Genomic DNA, 20,327 nt, shown 5'->3' on the forward strand with positions numbered 1-20,327 from the left:
TAACGACTGGCGAGCAAGCATAAAAAAGCCCCGCCGAAGCGAGGCTCGTTACGATCAGCAAGCTGATCGTTATTCAGTCGGCCGGCGTAACCGAAACGAACTTGCGGTTGCGCGAGCCCTTAACGCCGAAGCTGACCGTGCCGTCGACGCTGGCATACAAGGTATAGTCCTTGCCGGTGCCGACGTTGCTGCCGGCATGGAAAGTACTGCCGCGCTGACGCACGATAATGTTGCCGGCTTTAACCTGCTGGCCGCCGTACTTTTTAACGCCTAGCCGTTTCGACTCTGAGTCGCGACCGTTGCGGGTACTGCCGCCTGCCTTTTTATGTGCCATGGATCAAATCCTCCGTTCGGACTTTTCGAGACCCGTGCGCTTCAAGCGCCGGGAATCGAGGTGATCTTGAGCTGCGTGTAGTGCTGACGATGACCGTGCGTACGACGATACTTCTTGCGCCGCTTGAACTTGATCACTTCGACCTTGTCAGCACGGGCGTGGGTCTGCACCTCAGCCGAGACTGCTTTACCGTCGAGCACCGGGGTTCCGAGCTGGACGTTGTCGCCATCGGAGATCAGCAAAACGTCAGACAGCTCGATGGTGCTGCCCGGTTCGGCGTCGAGTTTTTCGACGCGCACTACATCGCCTTCAGCGACCCTGTACTGTTTTCCGCCGGTACGGATTACTGCGTGCATGTCCACTCCAAACGCAGGTTGCGGGCAGATTCGGCCCGTTCAAAGAGCGCGAATAATACGCTGCCGCAGCGCCTGGGTCAACGTTGCGCCCCCTGTTCTTTGTTCTTGACAGAAAAGCAGCACACGCCTAAGTTTGCGGCTGTTTTTTCGATCCCGGGCCGATGAATATCCAGCCGCTGTTCCAGCCGGTCGAACACGATATGCGCGCAGTCGATGCGCTGATTCGCAAGCGGCTGAATTCAAATGTCGTTCTGATTAATACCCTGGGTGAATACATCATCTCCAGTGGCGGTAAGCGTATCCGTCCTGGGCTGGTGGTCCTAGCCGCCAGAGCTGCGGGCTACGACGGTGATGCCCACCACCTGCTGGCGGTGATCATCGAATTCATCCATACCGCCACCCTGCTGCATGACGACGTGGTCGATGAATCCACGCTGCGCCGCGGTCGAGAAACGGCCAATCATGTCTGGGGCAACGATGCCAGCGTATTGACCGGCGATTTTCTCTATACGCGCGCATTCCAGATGATGGTCGAACTGGACTCCTTCGAGGTGATGACGGTGCTGGCCGATGCCACCAACCGGATCGCCGAAGGCGAAGTCATGCAGCTCATGCATACCCACGACCCGAATCTGACCGAGGCCAACTACCTCGAGGTCGTGGATCGCAAGACCGCTAGCCTGTTCGCAGCCGGCTGCCGGCTCGGAGCCGTACTGGCCGGCCGAAGCGAAAGCGAGTGCGAGGCCATGTCGGAATTCGGTCGTCAGCTCGGGCTCGCCTTCCAAGTCGTCGACGATGCACTGGATTACGGCCATGGCGACGATACATACGGCAAGAATCTCGGCGACGATCTGGCCGAGGGCAAAACCACCCTGCCGCTGATCTGTGCGCTGGCGCGTTCCCCGCAGGCCGAAGCGGCCCCGTTGCGCCAAGCGATTCGCGACGGCGACCTAGGCGCACTAGATTCTATTAAAAAAGCGATTGAATCCACGGACGCAATGACTTACACTTTCGGCCGTGCCGACGAGGCAGCCCAGACAGCCATCGACTGCCTGGATGTCTTCGAACCGTCGCACTTCAAGGACGCCTTGATTTCGCTGGCCCGTTTTTCGGTTCAGCGTCGTTCCTGACGTCGGAGTATAGCTCAGCTTGGTAGAGCGCCACCTTCGGGAGGTGGAGGTCGTAGGTTCAAATCCTGCTACTCCGACCATTTCTTTTATTTGATCCCCGCACGCCTTCTAGGCCCACCGCCGTTGGCGACGATGTGGATCGATAGCTGTCGCCGCTCAGCCATGCCGTGACGCGGCACCTCGCAGGCACCGCGCCAGCAACAGCAGCTACGGCGAGCCGTCGGCCTGCTCTTCCATCATCTGATCATAGTCTCGCGCAAGCCGTGTTTTGTCGTCTTCGGACAATACACGTCCAGCCACCTGGAAAACTTCCTGCTCTTCCTCGTCGAGATGGTGGGTCACCAGATGCTCGAGCTTCTTGGCCGAATTCAGCCACGCAGGCGAGCTGTAATCGGTGTTGTCGAGCGTTTCGATCAGCTCATCGATCTCATGATGCTCGGCGACGCTATGACGCGCTTTTTCCTGCGTCATATCGTGCTCCATCAAGGGATTATAAAAATACCGCTCCTCGGCATTCTCGTGATGGACGAGCTCTGCCTTAACCGCAGCGAACAGCCCCTGGCGCTTGTCTGAATCGCCGTGGGTGTCCGCCAACGCGGCCAACAGGCGACGCTGCTTATCGTGACTTTCTCGCAGCGCTTCAAAGATTGTCTTCACTTCATTCTCTGGCGTTGTATGACCCGGAGGACGATAGTCGATGGCAGCTCCCGGGGAAAGCGCCTACAATCCAGACAATAGTTCACGAGCAACTCATTCGTTTGGTACAGCCGGCGATCGACGACCGCTGTACGCGGGACTTCTATGCCGACATCCCAACGCCCGACGCGCCCATCCGGTCTTGGCGGACTCGCCCGCCAACTTGTCGAAGACGGGCTCATCGCGACCGACGAAGCCCAGCGCCTACAAATCGAAGCACAGAAAAACGACGAATCGTTCGTGGCACGCGCAGTGCGCACGCGCGCGCTGAGCGCCAGCGCGCTCGCTCATGCTCTGGCTGATGCGTTTTCTATTCCGCTTGTCGATCTGCAGGCGCTCGATCTGCAGCACGCACCGCTCGATGCTGCCCCGGAAAGCTTGATTCGCCGGCATGCGGCCCTACCCATTTTTCTGCGCGGACGAACGCTATACCTCGCAGTTGCCGACCCGACCAATCTGCAGGCGCTGGATGAATTTCGCTTCAATACCGGCCATCAGATCGAGGCCGTTCTGGTCGAACAGGACAAGCTCGAGCGTGCGATCGAGGCGAATTTCAACGCGCTCGACAGCGCCATGGCCGGACTGGACGATGTCGCCCTCGACAACCTGGCGGCCGAACAGGACAGCGAAGCCGGCATTTCTGATGCACTCAAGGCCGACGCCGACGATGCACCAGTCGTACGATTTGTTAACAAAGTACTGCTCGACGCCATCCATCGTGGCGCTTCGGATATCCATTTCGAGCCTTACGAACAACGCTATCGCGTGCGACTACGCCAGGACGGCATACTGCGCGAAGTTGCCTCACCCCCGGCCGCGATCGGCATGCGCCTGTCGGCCCGCCTCAAAGTTATGGCCCGGCTCGACCTGGCCGAGCGCCGGATTCCTCAGGACGGGCGAATCAAGCTCAATCTGAGCAAGAATCGCGCGATCGATTTCCGTGTCTCGACCTGCCCCACGCTGCACGGCGAAAAAATCGTGCTGCGTATCCTCGATCCGGCCAGTGCCCAAATGGGTATTGAAGCACTGGGCTACGAGGACCACCAACGCCAGATCTTCGAAAAGACGATTCACAAGCCCTATGGCATGGTGTTGGTAACCGGCCCCACCGGCAGCGGCAAGACCGTATCGCTCTACACGGCGCTGAATATCCTCAACACGGCCGACCGCAATATCTCGACCGCCGAGGACCCCGCTGAAATCAACCTGCCAGGGGTGAACCAGGTGAACGTGCAACCGCGCGTCGGCCTGAGCTTTGCGACCTGCCTCCGGGCTTTCCTACGTCAGGATCCGGACGTCATTATGGTCGGCGAGATTCGCGACCTGGAAACCGCCGAGATCGCGATCAAGGCCGCTCAGACCGGCCATATGGTGCTCTCCACGGTCCATACCAACGACGCCCCCCAGACCCTGACCCGCCTGATCAACATGGGCGTGCCGGCCTATAACATCGCAGCCTCGGTGACCCTGATCATCGCCCAACGTCTGGCGCGCCGGCTCTGCCCGCGCTGCAAGACACGTACCGATATTCCAGAGGACGCACTGGTCGCAGAAGGATTCGCTGCCGAAGAAGCCAAGCAGCTGACGATCTTCGAAGCCAATCCCCAGGGCTGCGATCACTGCACTGGCGGCTATCGCGGCCGCGTGGGCATCTATCAAGTGATGCCGGTGACCGACGAGATCGGCCAGATCATCATGGCCGGCGGCAACGCCAACGACATCGAGGCCCAGGCCGGATCCGAGGGCGTGCTCGATCTACGCGCAGCCGGGCTCAACAAGGTTCGCGCCGGCCTCATCGGCTTGTCGGAACTCAATCGAGTCACTCTCGAGTAGGCCGCTGCACCTACGACTGCCGGCAATGCGATGCCGCTGCAGCGGCATCGCCCGTAACGAATCGAATTCGGGGCCGAACCTCATACCGCACCGCTACACCGATATTGCTATAGGGCAGAATCCGCCTACGGCGCAGATCGCGGCATGCTCTTGCAAATCTTACGGGCCTGCCTGGAACCGCCCGGCCCATGCTGCGTATCGCCACCCGGGTAGAGCCCGGGATACAAAAAAGCCCGGGCAGCAACGATGGCTACCTGGGCTTTCGATAGCGTTACGGCCGGCCATGCCGGCCGCCTGATTAGGCTTGCTCGGCCGTCTCGTTGGACGAAACGTCCAGATCGAGCTCGCCATCGACCACGCGAACTACGACCCGGCCGCCGTGGGCGAGTTCACCGAACAGCAGCTCCTCGGCCAGCGGCTTCTTGATATTTTCCTGGATGACCCGCCCCATCGGACGCGCCCCCATCTTTTCATCATAGCCGCGCTCGGCCAGCCAAGACCGGGCTTCGGGCTCGACCACCAGCTCGACCTGGCGCTCTTCGAGCTGGGCCTCCAACTGCAGGACGAACTTGTCGACCACACGCTCAACCACATCGCCTTTGAGCGGCGCGAATTGGATAACCGAGTCCAGCCGGTTGCGGAATTCCGGCGTGAAGCCACGGCGGATCGCCTCCATGCCGTCGGTACTGTTGTCTGACGGGTTGAAGCCGATACCGCGGCTGGCCATCGCTTCGGCGCCCGCGTTGGTCGTCATCACCAGGATCACGTTCCGGAAATCCGCCTGCCGACCATTGTTGTCGGTCAGCGTGCCGTGATCCATGACCTGCAACAGCAGATTGAAGATATCCGGATGGGCTTTTTCGATTTCGTCGAGCAGGACCACCGAATGCGGCTGCTTATTGACCGCCTCGGTCAGCAGACCGCCCTGGTCGTAGCCGACATAGCCCGGCGGCGCACCGATCAGGCGCGACACGGTATGTCGCTCCATGTACTCCGACATATCGAAGCGGATCAGATCGACGCCCAAATGTAGCGCGAGTTGACGCGTGACCTCAGTCTTACCGACGCCGGTCGGGCCGGCGAACAGAAACGAACCGATCGGCTTGTCACGGTTGTCCAAGCCGGAGCGCGACATCTTAATGGCGCTGGCCAGCGAATCCACGGCCTTGTCCTGGCCAAAGATGACCAGCTTGAGATCCCGATCCAGCGTTTCGAGCACCGCCCGATCATCACGGGAAACCGTCTTGGAGGGGATCCGTGCGATGCGAGACACCATTTCCTCGATGTCACGAACCTGTACCGTTTTACGCCGCTTGGTCGAGGGCCGAAGCCGCAGCCGGGCGCCCGCTTCGTCGATCAGGTCGATCGCCTTATCCGGCAAATGCCGATCGTTGATATGCCGCGCCGACAGTTCGGCCGCTGCTTCAAGGGCTGGATTGGTGAAACGCACTTGGTGGTGCTCTTCGAACCGATCCTTCAGCCCTTTGAGGATCTGCACGGTATCGGCGACCGTCGGCTCAGGCACGTCGACCTTCTGAAAACGCCGCGCCAAGGCACGATCTTTTTCGAAGATGTTACGAAATTCCTGATAAGTCGTCGCACCCATGCAGCGCAACTCACCAGAGGCCAGTTTCGGCTTGAGCAGATTCGACGCGTCCATTACGCCGCCCGAGGCCGCCCCGGCCCCGATCACGGTATGGATTTCGTCGATGAACAGCACCGAGCCTTTCTGCTTGCCAAGCTCGGCGAGTACGCCCTTGAGCCGCTTCTCGAAATCGCCGCGATACTTGGTGCCAGCGATCAGCGCGCCCAGGTCGAGTGCATAGATCACGCTCTTGGACAAAATATCCGGCACCTGATCATCAACGATCATACGTGCCAAGCCTTCGGCGATCGCGGTCTTGCCGACCCCGGCTTCGCCGACCAGCAGCGGATTGTTCTTGCGCCGCCGACACAGTGTCTGGATCACCCGCTCGATCTCGTGATCGCGACCGATCAATGGATCGACGTCGCCTTCGGCGGCCTTGCGATTCAGATTGGTCGCATACTGCTCGAGCGGCGACGCATTCGACTCGCCGCCCTCTTCGGCTTGAGCCTGTCCGGCGTTGCCGGCATCGCCTGATTCCTCGCCCGACTTGTTCACCCCGTGCGAGACGAAGTTGACGATGTCCAGGCGCGTCACGTCCTGCTCTCCGAGCAGATAGACGGCGTGCGATTCCTGCTCGGAGAAGATCGCGATCAACACGTTGACCGCCGTCACTTCTTTCTTGCCGGAGGATTGCACGTGATAGACCGCGCGCTGGAGCACGCGCTGGAATCCGAGCGTCGGCTGGACCTCATGGTCCTCGCCAGCGGGCACGACCGGCACGTGGGTATCAATGTAATTCTTGAGCTCGCGCTCGAGACGGGGAATGTCGGTGTTCACGGCCTCGAGCACCTCGATCACCGCCGGATTGTCCAGCAGCGACATCAGCAGATGCTCGACAGTGAGCATTTCATGATGCTGACGACGCGCGACCATGAAGGCGGCGTCGAGTGCAGTCTGCAGTTCTTGGCTGAGCATTTTGCGTCCCCGAACTTGGCGTTCGATTAAAACCTGTGGCGCGACGGACCGGCCGCGTTTTCAGGCCTCTTCCATAGTACACAACAGCGGATGCTGGTGCGCGCGGGCATGGTCGTTAACCATCTGCACCTTAGTCTCGGCAATCTGGGCGGTGTAGGTCCCGGCGACAGCCTTACCTCGAGTGTGAACGGTCAGCATGATTTGTACCGCCTTGTCCCGGTCATGGGTGAAATAGGTCATCAGCACCTCGACCACGAACTCCATCGGCGTGTAGTCGTCGTTGTGCATGACCACCTTGTACAGCGGCGGCTTTTGAGTCTTGGGTTTATCGGGCGCAACCGCGGTATCGCCGTCGTCGTGCCCGATCTTCGGTTTGTCGGTATCAGTCATATTGGTTTCCGGGATGTTTCGCCCTGGCATAGCAGCCTGGTCCGCGTGCCGATACGCTGCCGACTGAAAACTATAACCGGCGTAAACACATACGCGGGCAACCCGCCGAGCGGATCCAGCGCGGCGGATTCAAGCAAATGATGCGGTCCGCGGTTGCCAATGACAACGGATATAGTGGCGGATGCCGGACGGTTCAATCGTAACGGGAAAAGGAAATAATCGGGCCGCGCCCGAGGGCGTCATTCGCCAAGGTTAAGAGCGAGCTGCTGACGAATCCGCTGCGGCACGCTCTGCTCGACTTCCAGCCGCGCTACGCCGATCGCACTCGCGAACGCCGTTGCATCGGCATCGCCGTGCGATTTGACGACCGTACCCTGGAGGCCGACCAGGGTGGCCCCGTTGTACTGCCTAGGATCGACCCGGCCACGAAAGGCGCGCAGCACCGGCATCGCCAGAACGGCCGAGGTCTTGGTCAACCAATTGCGGGCAAATTCTTCACGCAGGAACTGGGCGATCAGCTTGCCCAGCCCTTCACTGGTCTTGAGCGCCACATTACCAACGAAGCCATCACAGACCACGACATCGACGTCGCCAATATAGATATCGTCGCCTTCGACAAAACCGATATAGTTCAGGCCACTTGCTGCGATCAAACGGCCCGCGTCCTTGATCTGCTGATTGCCCTTGATCTCTTCGGCGCCGATGTTCAACAGGCCGACGCGGGGCTGCTCGACCCCATGCACGGCCTTGGCTAATACCGCTCCCATCACCGCGAACTGGAACAGTTGTTCGGGCGTGCTCTCGGCACTCGCGCCCAGATCCAGCATCAGGGTATGCCCCTGGCGAGAAGGAATCGGTGAAATGATCGCAGGCCGATCGATACCCGACAAAGTTTTGAGCACGAACCGGGCGGTAGCCATGAGCGCGCCGGTATTACCGGCCGAGACACAGGCCTGGGCTTCGCCCTTGTGTACCAGATTCACGGCGATCCGCATCGACGAATCTTTCTTCTGGCGTAACGCGCGTGCTGGCGATTCGCACATATCGACCACTTCGCCGGCATGTACGATTTCCAGACGATCGAAAACATCCGGCGCCCCTCTACGAGCCCGTTGTTTTTCAATCTGCTGCTTGAGTTCGGCGGAATCGCCTACCAGGCGCAGTGCGATGTCGTCATGGCGACTCAGGCTGCAAACCGCAGCCTCGACAGCAACGCTGCTGCCGTAATCGCCGCTCATGGCGTCGACGGCGATACGGATCATAGCCGTACCCTGCCGCCCGAATACTGCCCGGCGCGCCTCATCCCCCTACCTCTTCGATACGGGTGCCGAACCCCACACGCCCGAGCAAGGGCATGCCGATCCGGCACCGGTACGAATTGTCGATCCAGAGTGTCGACTAGATATCGTCGCTGGTTTCGACCACGCGACGACCGCGATAGAAACCATCGCGCGTGACGTGGTGACGACGATGGGTCTCGCCGGTGGTCTGATCGATCGACAGGGTCGGACGATTCATGCTCGCATGCGTATTACGACGCTTGTCGCGCTTGGAACGGGATTTGCGGTTCTGTTGAACGGCCATAGCACTGCCTTTCGGTTATCCAGATACGTCAACGCGACTTGTCGTCATCGCCTTTCAGCGATGCCAATGCCGCGAACGGGTTCGGTTTGTCGGAAGTCGACGGCTCTTCAGCCGGCGGCTCCGGTTCTCGGTCATAGACCGCCCGGCAATCCGGACGGTCGCATTGCACGGTCATCGGCAATGCCAGCAAAAGCTCGTCATCCACCAGCGCGTGCAGGTCCAGCGTTTCGTCGCCAGCCAGGATCGGCTCGTATTCGCGCGGAACCGCGGCGGCTGCTTCGTCGCTGGCCACCACGATACCGCCAATCGCCACGTCGACCGGCTGTTCGGTCGGCTGCAGACAGCGCTGGCACGGTAGTACCAGCGTCGTTTGCACACGCCCGCTCAACTTGACCCGACGTTGTGCATCTTCGTCGACAACGATCGATGTCACAACCTCGGCTTCCGATCCAGCCACCACGATTTCAGCCGTACGTGGCAACTCGGACAGGCTGAGCGATCCCGACAGCTGCGTCTTGTTGAGCGCACTTCGACGATAATCGATGTGCCGCGTTAGTGACTGCTCTGACGACATGGCGCGCGATAATAGGGGCGAAGCCTCGTCAAGTCAAAGCATTTCGCCGATCGAGGGCATTCCGATTGGGCATTTGCCTACCTTGTTTTATGCTCTGGCGCGTCGATTCTGCCTTCTTGTACCGATGCCTGCTTCCAAACCACTGATTATTCTCGCTTCCAGTTCAGTCTGGCGGCGCCAGCTGCTGCGTCAGATCAATCTGCGCTTCGAGGCGACATCGCCGGACATCGACGAGAGCGCGACCGAAGGCGAAGCCAGCCATGCGCTGGCCTGCCGACTGGCCCAGACCAAGGCAGAAAAGGTCGCACAGGCCTGGCCGGAAGCCATCGTGATCGGCTGTGACCAGGTGGCCGACGTCGACGGCCGCATCCTCGGTAAGCCCGGTACGCACGCGCGGGCGCGCGAACAACTTCGTTTACAGTCCGGCAAGACCGTCGTCTTTCATACCGGTCTATGTGTCTGCGCGCCGAACTTCAAAGCCCCCAGACTACATCTGGAAACCGTGACCACCCACTTTCGCGATCTCGACGATGCCGAGATCGCGCGCTATGTCGCGGCCGAAGACGTCACCGCGACCGCTGGCAGCCTCAAATCCGAAGGCCTGGGCATTACTTTGGTCTCAGCGATCGAGTCGAAAGATCCGAGTGCCCTGGTCGGACTGCCGCTGATCGGCCTGCGATCGCTGCTGGCCGACGCCGGGGTGGCGCTACCCTAAGACGCCGACCCGCGGCGTTCAGCGCCCGGCCACATCGAGCCAGGCCCGCAGATTCCGAACATCGTCGATCACCTCGAGCGCGCCAGCGCGTCGCAGCCGGGCTTCCTGATGCACCCCGCTGCGCACGGCCACGGCGTCGATACCGGCAGCACGCGCCATCGCCATGTCGTATTCGGTATCCCCGACCATCAACGCGGCTTCGGGTTCGGTGGCCGTACGCAGCAAGATATCGTCGATCATGTTCGGGGCCGGCTTGGGCACCGATTCATCGGCACAGCGCGTAATACGAAACCAATCCCGACAGCCCGTTTCAGCCATCGCTTCGTCGAGCCCGCGTCGGCTTTTCCCGGTCGCGACCGCCAACAAGAAGCCGGCCTCGTACAGCTCAGCCAGTGCCTCATCGATGCCGACGAACAGCCTCGATCGCGTACGTGGCCAGCCATAGCGCTGTCGATAGCGGCTCAGTCGGTCGCGCACCCGCGCCGGGTCGAGCTCGGGAAACAAGCGCGCCAGAACATCCTGAATGCCCAGTCCGACCAATTCACGCATCTGGGCCGGCGTACGCTCGGGCAGACCGATATCCTGAATCACCTGCTGGAGCGCCCCGACCAGCTCGCCGGCCGAGTCCATGAGCGTGCCGTCCCAGTCGAAGATGATCAGTTCGTAGCGGCCGGGCATCAGTCGTGGTCCAAGCGCTTGAACAAAGCCACGAGATCCTCGGCCAACGGCGCCTCGAACCCAAGGCGCTGGCCGCGAAAATCCAGGTTCACAGCCGCGGCATGCAGCGCCATGCGCGACAACCCGCGCTCGCGCCATACCGAAGCCCGGGCGTTGGGGCCGTATTTATCGTCGGCCGCGACCGGATGGCCACAGTGCGCGGCGTGGACCCGGATCTGGTGGGTACGCCCGGTCCGGATTTCGACGTCCATACGCGACGCATCCGTATACACCGCGACCGGATCGAAGATCGATAGGCTCGCACGCCCGGCGACGGGATCGACCGTGACCACCCGCTCACCGCTGCGTTCGGTATCCCGCGACAACGGCGCATCGACTTCGATTCGACCGTGCGACCACTGCCCTTCGACGAGTGCCACATAGCGCTTGCAGGCCGCAGCGTCATTCAAACCGGCCCGCAGATCATCCAGCGCCGAGCGCGACCGTGCAACCAACAAGCAACCGCTGGTCTGACGATCCAGCCGGTGTACGAGCTCGAAGTATTCGCCTGGGCGGGCCGCGCGCAGAACCTCGATCAAACCAAAACGCAGCCCGGTGCCGGCATGGACGGCCAACCCCGGCGGTTTGGCAAACACGAGATAGTCGGCGGTTTCGGTCACGATCGCGCGCTCGACCTTGTCGATCAAGGCGTCTGGCGGCCGCCCCGGATCCGACGTCGGCGCCATCCGAACCGGCGGCAGGCGCACCTCGTCGGCTTCGATCAGCCGCGTGCTCGGCTTGGCCCGCCCTTTGTTCACCCGTACTTCGCCGCTGCGGATGATCTTATAGATGCGCGACTTGGGCACATTCTTGAATTCCCGCAAGAGAAAATTGTCCAGTCGCATGCCGGCATCGTTGGCATGCACCCGAACACGGCGTACTTGAGGCCGTTGCGATGTCAGATTACACTCCCAAGGTCGCGCATAACGCGGCGCGGTGCCTTGCGCACGTCGCCTGCGAGCGCTGACCGACAGTTATTTAGGAACACGCTGCTGCGCATTGACTAGAAAGCCTATCACGGCGTGCCAGCCCAGCGATTCCGTTAATCGAGTTATCTATACATCATCATGCGCTCCTGTCTGACCGCCGTTCTCTCGATACTGCTCGCCGCGATGCTGGGCGAGCGCGCGAGGCAAACGACGCGGTCGATCGGGTTTGGCTGCGTCCATACGCGCAGCCGCCCGAACCACAGTCGAGCGCGCTACCGGATTCCCATAAATGAAACGTATTTTAATCAATGCCACCCAGCCGGAAGAGCTGCGCGTGGCCATCGTCGATGGACAGAAACTACATGACCTCGACATAGAGGTTGGTAGCCGCGAACAACGCAAAGCCAACGTTTACAAAGGGCGCGTCACCCGCGTTGAACCGAGTCTAGAGGCGGCCTTCATCGATTACGGCGGCAACCGACACGGGTTCCTGCCGCTCAAGGAAGTTGCCAAGTCCTATTACGCCAACACCAAAGGCGACGACTCGGGCAAAGATAACGGCAAGCCGACGCTCTCCGAAGGCCAGGAAGTTATCGTCCAGGTCGAAAAAGAAGAGCGCGGCAACAAAGGCGCCGCCCTGACCACGTACATCAGCCTGGCCGGGCGTTATCTCGTGCTCATGCCGAATAATCCCAAGGCCGGCGGCGTATCGCGACGCATCGAGGGCGAAGAGCGTAACGAACTACGCGAAGCGCTCAATCAGGTCGAAGTGCCCAGCGGTATGGGCGTAATCGTACGCACCGCCGGGGTCGGCCGCTGCGCTGAAGAACTGCAGTGGGATCTCGATTATCTCGCCCATGTATGGCAGGCAATCAACGAGGCGGCGGCCGAGCGCAAAGCGCCGTTCCTGGTCTATCAGGAATCCAACGTCATCATTCGGGCACTGCGCGATTATCTGCGCGACGATATCGGCGAAGTGCTGATCGACCAGCCGGATGTATACGAAACCGGCCGCGAGTTCATGCAGCAGGTCATGCCGAACTCGCTGCACAAGCTCAAGCAGTACACCGACGACACCCCTCTGTTCTCGCGCTTCCAGGTGGAATCGCAGATCGAGTCGGCCTTCGAACGCGAAGTCACCCTGCCTTCCGGCGGCTCGGTGGTGATCGATCATACCGAAGCCATGACCTCGGTCGATATCAACTCGGCGCGTGCGACCAAGGGCGCCAGCATCGAGGAAACGGCGTTCAACACCAACGTCGAGGCCGCCGAAGAGATCGCCCGCCAGCTGCGTATTCGCGACCTGGGCGGCTTGGTGGTGATCGACTTCATCGATATGGACAACGCCAAGAACCAGCGCGAGGTCGAAAACCGCCTCAAGCAGGCGGCCAAGGCCGATCGCGCACGGGTTCAGATCGGGCGTATATCGCGTTTCGGACTGCTAGAGATGTCGCGTCAGCGGCTCAAACCCTCGCTGTCGGAATACTCCAGCCATGTCTGCCCGCGCTGCCTGGGCCGCGGCTCGATCCGCAGCGTCGAGTCGCTGTCGCTATCGATTCTACGTCTGCTCGAAGAAGAAGCGATGAAACCCGGCACCGGGCGCGTGATCGTCCAGTTGCCGATTCCAGTCGCCAGCTTCCTGCTCAATGAAAAACGCAGCGATCTGGCCGACGTGGAAACCCGGGCCAAGACTCGAATCACGCTGGTACCGAACAACGACCTCGAAACCCCGCACTACGAAATCAAGCGTGTACGCGGCGACCAACTCGAAGAAGAAGACAACAACGCTGCCAGCTACAAAATCGATACCGAAGTCGATATCGAAAAACCTGCCGAGCCCGACCGGCAAACGACTAGCCGCAACGATCGCGAGGAGCCGGCCGTCAAACGCGTAGCGCGCTCGGACGCGCCGGTGATCGATCGCGGCCAGAACGACGGTCAGGAACAACACGCCCAATCTTCTGACCCGGCCATGACACCGTGGCAGCAGCTCTGGGATGCGCTGCGACGTATCTTCAGCGGCGAGGCCGAGTTCGGTTTCGGCAGTACCGGACCGGCCAGTCGCGAGGCAACCCAGCAGAAAACCGCCGACGACCAACAGCGCAGCGCTAAAAGCAACGGTCAGAGCAAGACGGATTCCAGCGATAGCCGCAGCGCCCAAAACAAGGACGACGGCGATCGCAGCCCGACGAGCAGTGACGGCAAATCCAGTGGCGGCAGTAACGGACGCAGCGGCCGCAATCGGCGCCGCGGTGGTCGTAACCGCAATCGTAGTCGCAGCGAAGACAGCGACTATGCCGAGACCAGCGCCAACAATCGCGCCAAGGCCGAGGCTCGCCTGAGCGCGAAGACGTCTTCGGACGACAGCAGCAACGACAAATCGTCCGACAGCGACAACAGTTCCAAGAAAAACGACGGCGGCTCGAAAAACCAGCGCAAGACGAAGGCCTCGAAAGGCGACGACTCGAAAGCCAAAAAGCACGATCGTCAGCCAACCGCCGAAGCCGATAACACAGGCGACGACAACAAGGCCAAAGACAGCGACGAAGCAAAAGCGGCCACTAACAAGGCCAAGGACGCCGAAACCAAGGACCAGGCTGCAACCGCGACCGAAGGCGCCGGTAACAGCCACACGCCAGCCGCCGAGGGCGACGATACCGAAGAACCCAAGCGCAATCGTCGGCGGCGCCGCGGCGGGCGCGGTCGGCGTGGCGGGCGTCGACGCAATAACGCCGACAACGAAGCCCAGACGGAAGATCAGACCGGCTCCGAAGATGCCGAACAGCAGTCGACGACTGCCGCGTTAGAGGAGTCGGCCAATAGCGAGTCGGATCATACGCCGAAGTCCGAGCCACAGCCGGCTGATGCCGCAACGGCAGCCGAGAGCGACGACGACCAGGCCCCGACGCCGAAGTCCGCCGAAGCCGAAGCTCAAGCAAACGACGATTCGGACGGCAACAGCAGCGATCAGAGCAGTCAGCGCAAGCTGCCGGATATCGAAGACAAACCCTGGTCGGCAGTGACCGCCAGCGACAACGCACGCAGCGCTTCCGAAAAAGCGAACCGGGGCCAGCCCGAAAAGCCAGCCATTGCCAGCGACGCCGAAGATCGCGATACCGGCCAAGCCGCCGCGGCGGACAGTACGGCCAAGAGCAACGACTCGCAGGCTGCGGATACCGCCGACAAGACCGAGGCGGCCGAGCAGTCGAAGACTAAGTCGAAGCGTCGTGCATCGGGGCAATCCGGCCAATCGAGCGCATCGAAAAAGACCAAGGCCAAGTCCCCCTCCGCTGATGACAACGCGTCTACGCCGGCTGCAGCCGAGGCCACGGGTGATCAAGACTCGTCAGCCCAGGATCAGGCAGAAGCCGATTCGACCGCGCAGCCCACGACTGTTGGCCCGAATCAGTCGGCTTCGACCGATCACGAGCCAGCTGACACCTCGGCCGAATCCAAGGCACCGGCCGAGACGACAGCCAAGAGCGAAGAGCCAGAAACCGGCGACCGGTCGTCTATCGAGGACAAGCCCTCACAAAAGGCATCGGACGCTGGAACGGCCGACGGCGATGAATCCGCCGACACGCCGGCAGCCGCAACGAGCAAGCCGCGCAAGACCAAGCCGCGGCGCTCGCGCTCCAAGAGCTCGAAAGCCAAGACAGAGGCGGCCGAGAACGCGACCCGCGACGACGCCAGCCCAACCCCGGCCGAACCCGCAGAAGCGGCCGAGTCGACCCCAGCTGAAGTAGCCGCGCCATCGGCATCGGCCCCGACCGAAGACGCGCCGAAAGCGCCGGCCGAAGGCAACGATACATCGGTGGCCGAACCGACGCCTGCTACCGAAGCCGAAGCCGAAGCCGGCGACGATAAGCAGCTGCAACAGGTCGAAACGAGTGCCCCGGCAAACCACCAGTCGGATAGCGACGACCAGGCCGTCGATCAGGGTGCTGAGGATCCATCGGATGATCACGCTGAGCAGACGGCCCAGGCCGAGCCGGCTGCGCCGGTCGCCAAGGCCCAGCCACGGGCCGAGGCCTCGAGCGTGGTCGAATCAACTGATTCCGACGCCTCTCAGCTGATCCAGGTCGAGACCACCACCGGCAGCAGTGATGAAAGCCGCGCCAGCGGCAACGGCCAAGCCAAAGCGTCGGAGCCGGCTGCTGATACCGAGGACGACAGCGGCACCGCGGCCGAAACCGATGCGGCCGAGCACAAGCAACCAAAGGCCGACGATGATTCGGCCGGAAGCGAGCGCTCCGGCAGCTGAGTATTGCCCGTCGCCGCGGTAGTGGCGACGGGTTTTTAATCACATCGAAAAGGCCGCGATGCTATACATCGCGGCCTTTTTTAGGTCCGCTCCACCAGGCGTTCTACCGCGCCCAATGCGGGCTGACGCATGCCCGGCCAGCCCCAAGCAGACCCGCCCAACAATACGGCTCAGGTGCTGCGGATACGGCTGCGGATCGTATCGATCAGCCCGTCGACACAGGTCTCGATCATATCGAGCACCTGTCGAAAACCATCGTCACCTCCGTAAAACGGATCGCCTACTGCCTGACCGGCATAGGCCGGGCTGAAGTCTCCAAGCATCACGATCCGCTGCGCCAACTCGGACCGCCCAGCCGCGAGTTCCTGCAAATCCTCGAAATTCCCGTGGTCCATGGCAATAACGTAATCGAAGGCCGCCAGATCGGTCGCTTTCACCTGGCGTGCTCGCATGCCGCTCAGGTCATAGCCGCGCGCCGCAGCAGCCGCCTGCGCGCGCCGGTCGGGCGATTCATCGACATGCCAGGGCCCGGTGCCGGCCGAATCGACGGCCACGCGGTCGGTTAAGGCCGCGGTACTCAGCCGCTGACGCATGATGCCCTCGGCAGTCGGCGAACGACAGATATTGCCGAGACAGACGAACAGCACCCGTATTTCCGGCTCGTTCATAACGCTAGCATCCTTTGTTCGACGGCCATCAGATCGTCGGGCGTATCCACTCCGGGGCCCGGTAACGCCACCGCCTCGACTAGGGCGATCGGCAGGCCGATGTCGAAGGCGCGCAACTGCTCCAGCGACTCGTGGCGCTCAAGGGCACTCGGCGGCGTCGCCGCAAACCGGCGCAGCGCCGCGACCCGATAGGCATAGATACCCAGATGACGGCGGGCCAGCATCTTAAATTGTTGGTTGCCACTGTCTCGATGATACGGAATCGGCGCACGGCTGAAATACAAGGCCCGGCTGGCTGCGGCCACGACCTTGACCACGTTCGGGTCGACGAATTCGTCGCGCTCGATTATCGGCGTGGCCGCAGTAGCGATACCGGCCTGCGGATCGGCCAGCAATGCCTCGCCGACCTGATCGATCAGCGCCGGCGGCATCATCGGCTCATCGGCCTGCACATTGACCACGATCGCCTCGTCCGCCCAGCCCGAACCGGCTACGACCTCGGCAATCCGATCGCTGCCACAGCTATGCTCGGCCGCGGTCATCGCTACCGTGGCGCCGGCGCGCCGTGCGACGTCGGCGACCTCGTCGGAATCGGTGGCCACGATCACCGACTGTGCCGCACTAGCCTGGGCGGCCCGGCAGACGTGTTCGATCATCGGCCGCCCCGCGATCGGCCGCAGCACCTTGCCCGGCAGCCGGGTACTGGCCAGCCGCGCCGGAATAATGACGTGAAAACTCATTCGGCTCCTTGTTCTTGCGCGCGCGTTCCGGACCGAGCCAGGCGCGCGAGTAGCGCATCGATGCGCGCCGCACAGCCAGATGACAATCTCGTCTCGACCGGCACCATCCATAGATCGTCGCGATCGAAGCCGCCGCATTTCACGGCGTCTTTTTCGGTCATTAACACCGGGCCGGCCGATTCGAAGGCCAGATCCTCGGCGCGATAGCGATGATGATCGGCCATGGCATGCTCGATGACGGTCAGACCGGCGGCGCGCAGCATATCGAAAAATCGAGCCGGCTCGCCGATACCGGCTACCGCATGCACCGGCGCGCCAGCGAACTCGGCAAGCGGGCGCCGTTGATCATCGTCTAAGTTAACCGCCTGGCCTGGCGCCAGCCAGAAGTCGGCATTTTGCCCATGTACACAGCATAAATCGGCCCGTTCGCTGCGCTGTGCCGGCTCGCGCAGCGGCCCGGCCGGCAACAACCAGCCATTGCCGTTGCCGCGCCGGGCATCGGCCACGACGATCTCGGCATCGCGCACCAGACGATAATGCTGCAGTCCGTCGTCGGCGACGATCAGATCGACATCGCCGCGCTCGACCAGCGCCCGAGCGGCGGCCACCCGGTCGGGAGCAACCACCACGGGCACACCGGTACGCCGTGCGATCAATACCGGCTCGTCGCCCGCAGCCTCGGCCGAAGTCTGGCCGTTAACCGCCAGCGGATAACGTTCTGCCTGGCCGCCATAGCCGCGCGAAACAACGCCGACGCGCAGCCCGTGCTGCTGGGCCCGCTCGATCACGGCTAGCGTCAGCGGCGTCTTGCCGCTACCGCCTACGGTGACGTTGCCGACCACCAGCACCGGAGGCGATACCCGATAGGAACGCAACCAGCCGCGCTCGTACGCCACTCGGCGTAGCGCCACCACGCCGCCGAACAACACGGCCAGCGGCACCAGCGGCCAGAGCGGCTGTCGGCCGTACCAGCGGCGCTGGATCGACTTCGACAGCGCGCCTGCGATCACGCCTTGTCCGGCTGCGCGAACTGAATATCGTGCAGGCTGCGATAATGCCCGCCGTGTGCCATCAGCTGGGCATGGGTGCCCTGTTCGACCAGCGCGCCGTCGTGCATGACCACGATATGATCGGCATCCTGAATGGTCGACAGACGATGCGCGATCACCAAGGTGGTGCGATCGCGCATCAGATTCTCCAGGCCTTTCTGGATCGCTTTTTCGGACTCGGTATCGAGCGCCGAGGTGGCCTCGTCGAGAATCAGGATCGGCGCATCCTTGAGCAGCGCCCTTGCGATCGCCACCCGCTGGCGCTGACCACCCGAGAGCATGATGCCGTTCTGGCCGACCTTGGTGTCGTAGCCTTCCGGCAGTGCTTCGATGAAATCCGCGGCATAGGCCCGGCGCGCGGCGTCCTCGACCGCCGCTCGATCGGCGCCGCCCAGCGCGCCGTAGGCGATATTGCCGGCGATCGTATCGTTGAACAGCACCACGTTCTGATCCACCAAGCTGATCTGGCGGCGCAGATCCTCCAGGCGGTAATCGGTGACATTCACGTCGTCCAGGGCAATCCGACCAGAATTGATCTCGTAGAATCGCGGCAGCAGCGACAACAACGTGGACTTGCCACTGCCCGAGCGGCCGACGAAAGCCACAGTCTGGCCGGGCTCGACCTGGAAGCTGATATCGCGCAGCACGTTATGGTCGGCCCCGGGATAGTGGAACCAGACGTGCGCGACCGCGATCCGGCCGCTGGCGCGCGCCAGGGCTTGCGTGCCCTGGTCCGGCTCTCCCGGCTGGTCGATCAGCTCGAAGATCGCACCGGCTGCCGCCATACCGGCCTGGATCGTGGAGTTGACGTTGGTCAGCCGTTTGATCGGGCCCATCATGCCCATCATCGCGCCGAAAAAGGTCGCTAGATCGCCGGGCGTCATCACCCCGCCGCCGGTATCGCGCACCGCGACTGAGACCACGAAAGCGATCGCGATCGCGGCAATGAACTGGATCGCCGGCACGCTGGCCGCACTGGTGGTCGCTTTGCGCATGGCGAATCGACGATTGCGGGCATTGACCCGATCGAACGCCTTGCGCTCATGGGCCTCGCCGCCGAACACCTTGACCACCCGCTGGCCGGTGAGCACTTCCTCGCTGATATGGGTCAGATCGCCCATCGACTGCTGGATGGTCGCGCTATATCGCCGAAAGCGCTTCGAGACATGGCTGACGATCAGCGCGATCACTGGCCCGACCAGCAGTGTGATCAATGCCAGCGACCAGTTGACCCAGAACATCAGCAGCGTGAACCCGACGATCCGCAGCGTGTCCTGGATCATGATCGTGATCGCACTGGTGGCCGCGCCCGAAATCTGGCTGGTGTAGTAGGTCAGCATGGCCGTGGTACGGCCGGTGGTGTTGTGGTCGAAAAAACTCGCCGGCAGGCGCAGGAACTTGTCGAACACGTCCGAGCGCACATGATAGATCACGCGGTTCGAAACCCAGGCCATGGCATAGCTGGAGGCGAATCCGGCCAGGCCGCGGCCAATGAACAACCCCAGCATAAAGATCGGGATCCACTGGATCATCCAGGGATCGCGATTCACGATACTGCCGTCCAGCAGCGGCTTGAGGATATAGATCAGGGCGGTATCCGCCCCGGCATAGAACGCCATGGCCAGACCGGCGACCCCTAGCCAGTGCTTATAGCGCCAGGTATAGCGCAGCAACCGAGGATAGATTTCCCCGATCGCCATATCGGTATGGATCTTCTTGCGCGCCAACTGGAATGCTCCCTGTGGCCGGCGCTTGCCTGGGCCGGCTGGATCGGGCGAACGGCGC

At 62.0% G+C, this 20,327-nt stretch carries 18 protein-coding genes and 1 tRNA gene; 5 read left to right on the forward strand and 14 right to left on the reverse strand.

All coding sequences use genetic code 11. From position 1 onward, the window contains the following. Nucleotides 1–73: 73 nt before the first annotated feature. Both rpmA and rplU read right to left on the reverse strand, forming a co-directional pair. A complete protein-coding gene (gene rpmA, locus V5738_RS11215; protein WP_423820893.1) occupies nucleotides 74–334 on the reverse strand; it encodes a 50S ribosomal protein L27 in 261 nt (86 codons plus the stop codon). Nucleotides 335–375: 41 nt separating this feature from the next. Further along, on the reverse strand, nucleotides 376–690 hold the full coding sequence (gene rplU / locus V5738_RS11220) for a 50S ribosomal protein L21 (protein ID WP_423820894.1): 315 nt from the start codon (nucleotides 688–690) through the stop codon (nucleotides 376–378). A 161-nt stretch (nucleotides 691–851) separates the two neighbouring features. Between rplU and V5738_RS11225 the strand changes: the two genes are divergently transcribed. Both V5738_RS11225 and V5738_RS11230 read left to right on the forward strand, forming a co-directional pair. Then, nucleotides 852–1,820, forward strand: a complete 969-nt coding sequence (locus tag V5738_RS11225; protein WP_423820895.1) for a polyprenyl synthetase family protein — start codon at nucleotides 852–854, stop codon at nucleotides 1,818–1,820. Between the two features lie 3 nt (nucleotides 1,821–1,823). Then, nucleotides 1,824–1,900: transfer RNA gene (locus V5738_RS11230), tRNA-Pro, on the forward strand. 127 nt (nucleotides 1,901–2,027) lie between these two features. Here the strand turns inward: V5738_RS11230 and V5738_RS11235 are convergent. After that, nucleotides 2,028–2,477 (reverse strand): hemerythrin domain-containing protein, encoded by a 450-nt coding sequence (locus V5738_RS11235; protein WP_423820897.1) that lies wholly within the window; start codon nucleotides 2,475–2,477, stop codon nucleotides 2,028–2,030. 144 nt (nucleotides 2,478–2,621) lie between these two features. Here V5738_RS11235 and pilB point away from each other — a divergent pair, with 144 nt between their 5' ends. After that, nucleotides 2,622–4,349 carry a type IV-A pilus assembly ATPase PilB gene (gene pilB / locus V5738_RS11240; protein ID WP_423820898.1) on the forward strand — a complete coding sequence of 576 codons (1,728 nt, stop codon included), beginning with the start codon at nucleotides 2,622–2,624 and terminating at the stop codon, nucleotides 4,347–4,349. Between the two features lie 298 nt (nucleotides 4,350–4,647). On the opposite strand, the gene clpA is transcribed toward pilB, so the two are convergent. The 5 genes from clpA to V5738_RS11265 all read right to left on the reverse strand — a co-directional run bounded on the left by clpA (nucleotide 4,648) and on the right by V5738_RS11265 (nucleotide 9,460). Then, complete coding sequence (gene clpA / locus V5738_RS11245) at nucleotides 4,648–6,912, reverse strand: ATP-dependent Clp protease ATP-binding subunit ClpA (protein WP_423820899.1); 2,265 nt, start codon at nucleotides 6,910–6,912, stop codon at nucleotides 4,648–4,650. A gap of 60 nt (nucleotides 6,913–6,972) precedes the next feature. Further along, nucleotides 6,973–7,302, reverse strand: a complete 330-nt coding sequence (gene clpS, locus V5738_RS11250) for an ATP-dependent Clp protease adapter ClpS (protein ID WP_423820900.1) — start codon at nucleotides 7,300–7,302, stop codon at nucleotides 6,973–6,975. A gap of 239 nt (nucleotides 7,303–7,541) precedes the next feature. Then, on the reverse strand, nucleotides 7,542–8,564 hold the full coding sequence (gene plsX / locus V5738_RS11255) for a phosphate acyltransferase PlsX (RefSeq protein WP_423820901.1): 1,023 nt from the start codon (nucleotides 8,562–8,564) through the stop codon (nucleotides 7,542–7,544). 136 nt (nucleotides 8,565–8,700) lie between these two features. Beyond that, the gene (gene rpmF, locus V5738_RS11260; RefSeq protein ID WP_423820902.1) at nucleotides 8,701–8,886 is read right to left on the reverse strand and encodes a 50S ribosomal protein L32; all 186 of its coding nucleotides are present in this window, start codon (nucleotides 8,884–8,886) and stop codon (nucleotides 8,701–8,703) included. 28 nt (nucleotides 8,887–8,914) lie between these two features. Further along, nucleotides 8,915–9,460, reverse strand: coding sequence for a YceD family protein (locus tag V5738_RS11265; protein WP_423820903.1), 546 nt, complete (start codon nucleotides 9,458–9,460; stop codon nucleotides 8,915–8,917). A 124-nt stretch (nucleotides 9,461–9,584) separates the two neighbouring features. Here V5738_RS11265 and V5738_RS11270 point away from each other — a divergent pair, with 124 nt between their 5' ends. Next, a complete protein-coding gene (locus V5738_RS11270) occupies nucleotides 9,585–10,175 on the forward strand; it encodes a Maf family protein (RefSeq protein ID WP_423820904.1) in 591 nt (196 codons plus the stop codon). Between the two features lie 18 nt (nucleotides 10,176–10,193). On the opposite strand, the gene V5738_RS11275 is transcribed toward V5738_RS11270, so the two are convergent. Together V5738_RS11275 and V5738_RS11280 are read right to left on the reverse strand one after the other, a co-directional pair. Continuing rightward, complete coding sequence (locus V5738_RS11275; RefSeq protein WP_423820905.1) at nucleotides 10,194–10,853, reverse strand: HAD family hydrolase; 660 nt, start codon at nucleotides 10,851–10,853, stop codon at nucleotides 10,194–10,196. Beyond that, nucleotides 10,853–11,737, reverse strand: a complete 885-nt coding sequence (locus V5738_RS11280) for an RluA family pseudouridine synthase (protein ID WP_423820906.1) — start codon at nucleotides 11,735–11,737, stop codon at nucleotides 10,853–10,855. Before V5738_RS11280 ends, V5738_RS11275 begins: the two co-directional genes overlap by 1 nt. Nucleotides 11,738–12,110: 373 nt before the next feature. Here V5738_RS11280 and V5738_RS11285 point away from each other — a divergent pair, with 373 nt between their 5' ends. Next, nucleotides 12,111–16,085 (forward strand): Rne/Rng family ribonuclease, encoded by a 3,975-nt coding sequence (locus V5738_RS11285; RefSeq protein ID WP_423820907.1) that lies wholly within the window; start codon nucleotides 12,111–12,113, stop codon nucleotides 16,083–16,085. A gap of 170 nt (nucleotides 16,086–16,255) precedes the next feature. On the opposite strand, the gene V5738_RS11290 is transcribed toward V5738_RS11285, so the two are convergent. The 4 genes from V5738_RS11290 to msbA are packed head-to-tail and all read right to left on the reverse strand — an operon-like array spanning nucleotide 16,256 to nucleotide 20,269. Next, a complete protein-coding gene (locus tag V5738_RS11290; RefSeq protein WP_423820908.1) occupies nucleotides 16,256–16,753 on the reverse strand; it encodes a low molecular weight protein-tyrosine-phosphatase in 498 nt (165 codons plus the stop codon). Continuing rightward, nucleotides 16,750–17,493 (reverse strand): 3-deoxy-manno-octulosonate cytidylyltransferase, encoded by a 744-nt coding sequence (kdsB, locus tag V5738_RS11295; RefSeq protein WP_423820909.1) that lies wholly within the window; start codon nucleotides 17,491–17,493, stop codon nucleotides 16,750–16,752. The genes V5738_RS11290 and kdsB overlap by 4 nt, the downstream gene beginning before the upstream one ends. Then, complete coding sequence (gene lpxK, locus V5738_RS11300) at nucleotides 17,490–18,503, reverse strand: tetraacyldisaccharide 4'-kinase (RefSeq protein ID WP_423820910.1); 1,014 nt, start codon at nucleotides 18,501–18,503, stop codon at nucleotides 17,490–17,492. The genes kdsB and lpxK overlap by 4 nt, the downstream gene beginning before the upstream one ends. Continuing rightward, nucleotides 18,500–20,269, reverse strand: a complete 1,770-nt coding sequence (msbA, locus tag V5738_RS11305) for a lipid A export permease/ATP-binding protein MsbA (RefSeq protein WP_423820911.1) — start codon at nucleotides 20,267–20,269, stop codon at nucleotides 18,500–18,502. Before msbA ends, lpxK begins: the two co-directional genes overlap by 4 nt. Between the last annotated feature and the right edge of the window lie 58 nt (nucleotides 20,270–20,327).

Source organism: Salinisphaera sp. SPP-AMP-43 (assembly GCF_049568105.1).
GTDB lineage: Bacteria > Pseudomonadota > Gammaproteobacteria > Nevskiales > Salinisphaeraceae > Salinisphaera.

Coding starts and splice junctions, on each gene's coding strand:
- rpmA (WP_423820893.1), bottom strand. CDS start 334: ATGGCACATAAAAAGGCAGGCGGCAGTACCCGCAACGGTCGCGACTCA.
- rplU (WP_423820894.1), bottom strand. CDS start 690: ATGCACGCAGTAATCCGTACCGGCGGAAAACAGTACAGGGTCGCTGAA.
- V5738_RS11225 (WP_423820895.1), top strand. CDS start 852: ATGAATATCCAGCCGCTGTTCCAGCCGGTCGAACACGATATGCGCGCA.
- pilB (WP_423820898.1), top strand. CDS start 2,622: ATGCCGACATCCCAACGCCCGACGCGCCCATCCGGTCTTGGCGGACTC.
- clpA (WP_423820899.1), bottom strand. CDS start 6,912: ATGCTCAGCCAAGAACTGCAGACTGCACTCGACGCCGCCTTCATGGTC.
- clpS (WP_423820900.1), bottom strand. CDS start 7,302: ATGACTGATACCGACAAACCGAAGATCGGGCACGACGACGGCGATACC.
- plsX (WP_423820901.1), bottom strand. CDS start 8,564: ATGATCCGTATCGCCGTCGACGCCATGAGCGGCGATTACGGCAGCAGC.
- rpmF (WP_423820902.1), bottom strand. CDS start 8,886: ATGGCCGTTCAACAGAACCGCAAATCCCGTTCCAAGCGCGACAAGCGT.
- V5738_RS11265 (WP_423820903.1), bottom strand. CDS start 9,460: ATGTCGTCAGAGCAGTCACTAACGCGGCACATCGATTATCGTCGAAGT.
- V5738_RS11270 (WP_423820904.1), top strand. CDS start 9,585: ATGCCTGCTTCCAAACCACTGATTATTCTCGCTTCCAGTTCAGTCTGG.
- V5738_RS11275 (WP_423820905.1), bottom strand. CDS start 10,853: ATGCCCGGCCGCTACGAACTGATCATCTTCGACTGGGACGGCACGCTC.
- V5738_RS11280 (WP_423820906.1), bottom strand. CDS start 11,737: ATGCGACTGGACAATTTTCTCTTGCGGGAATTCAAGAATGTGCCCAAG.
- V5738_RS11285 (WP_423820907.1), top strand. CDS start 12,111: ATGAAACGTATTTTAATCAATGCCACCCAGCCGGAAGAGCTGCGCGTG.
- V5738_RS11290 (WP_423820908.1), bottom strand. CDS start 16,753: ATGAACGAGCCGGAAATACGGGTGCTGTTCGTCTGTCTCGGCAATATC.
- kdsB (WP_423820909.1), bottom strand. CDS start 17,493: ATGAGTTTTCACGTCATTATTCCGGCGCGGCTGGCCAGTACCCGGCTG.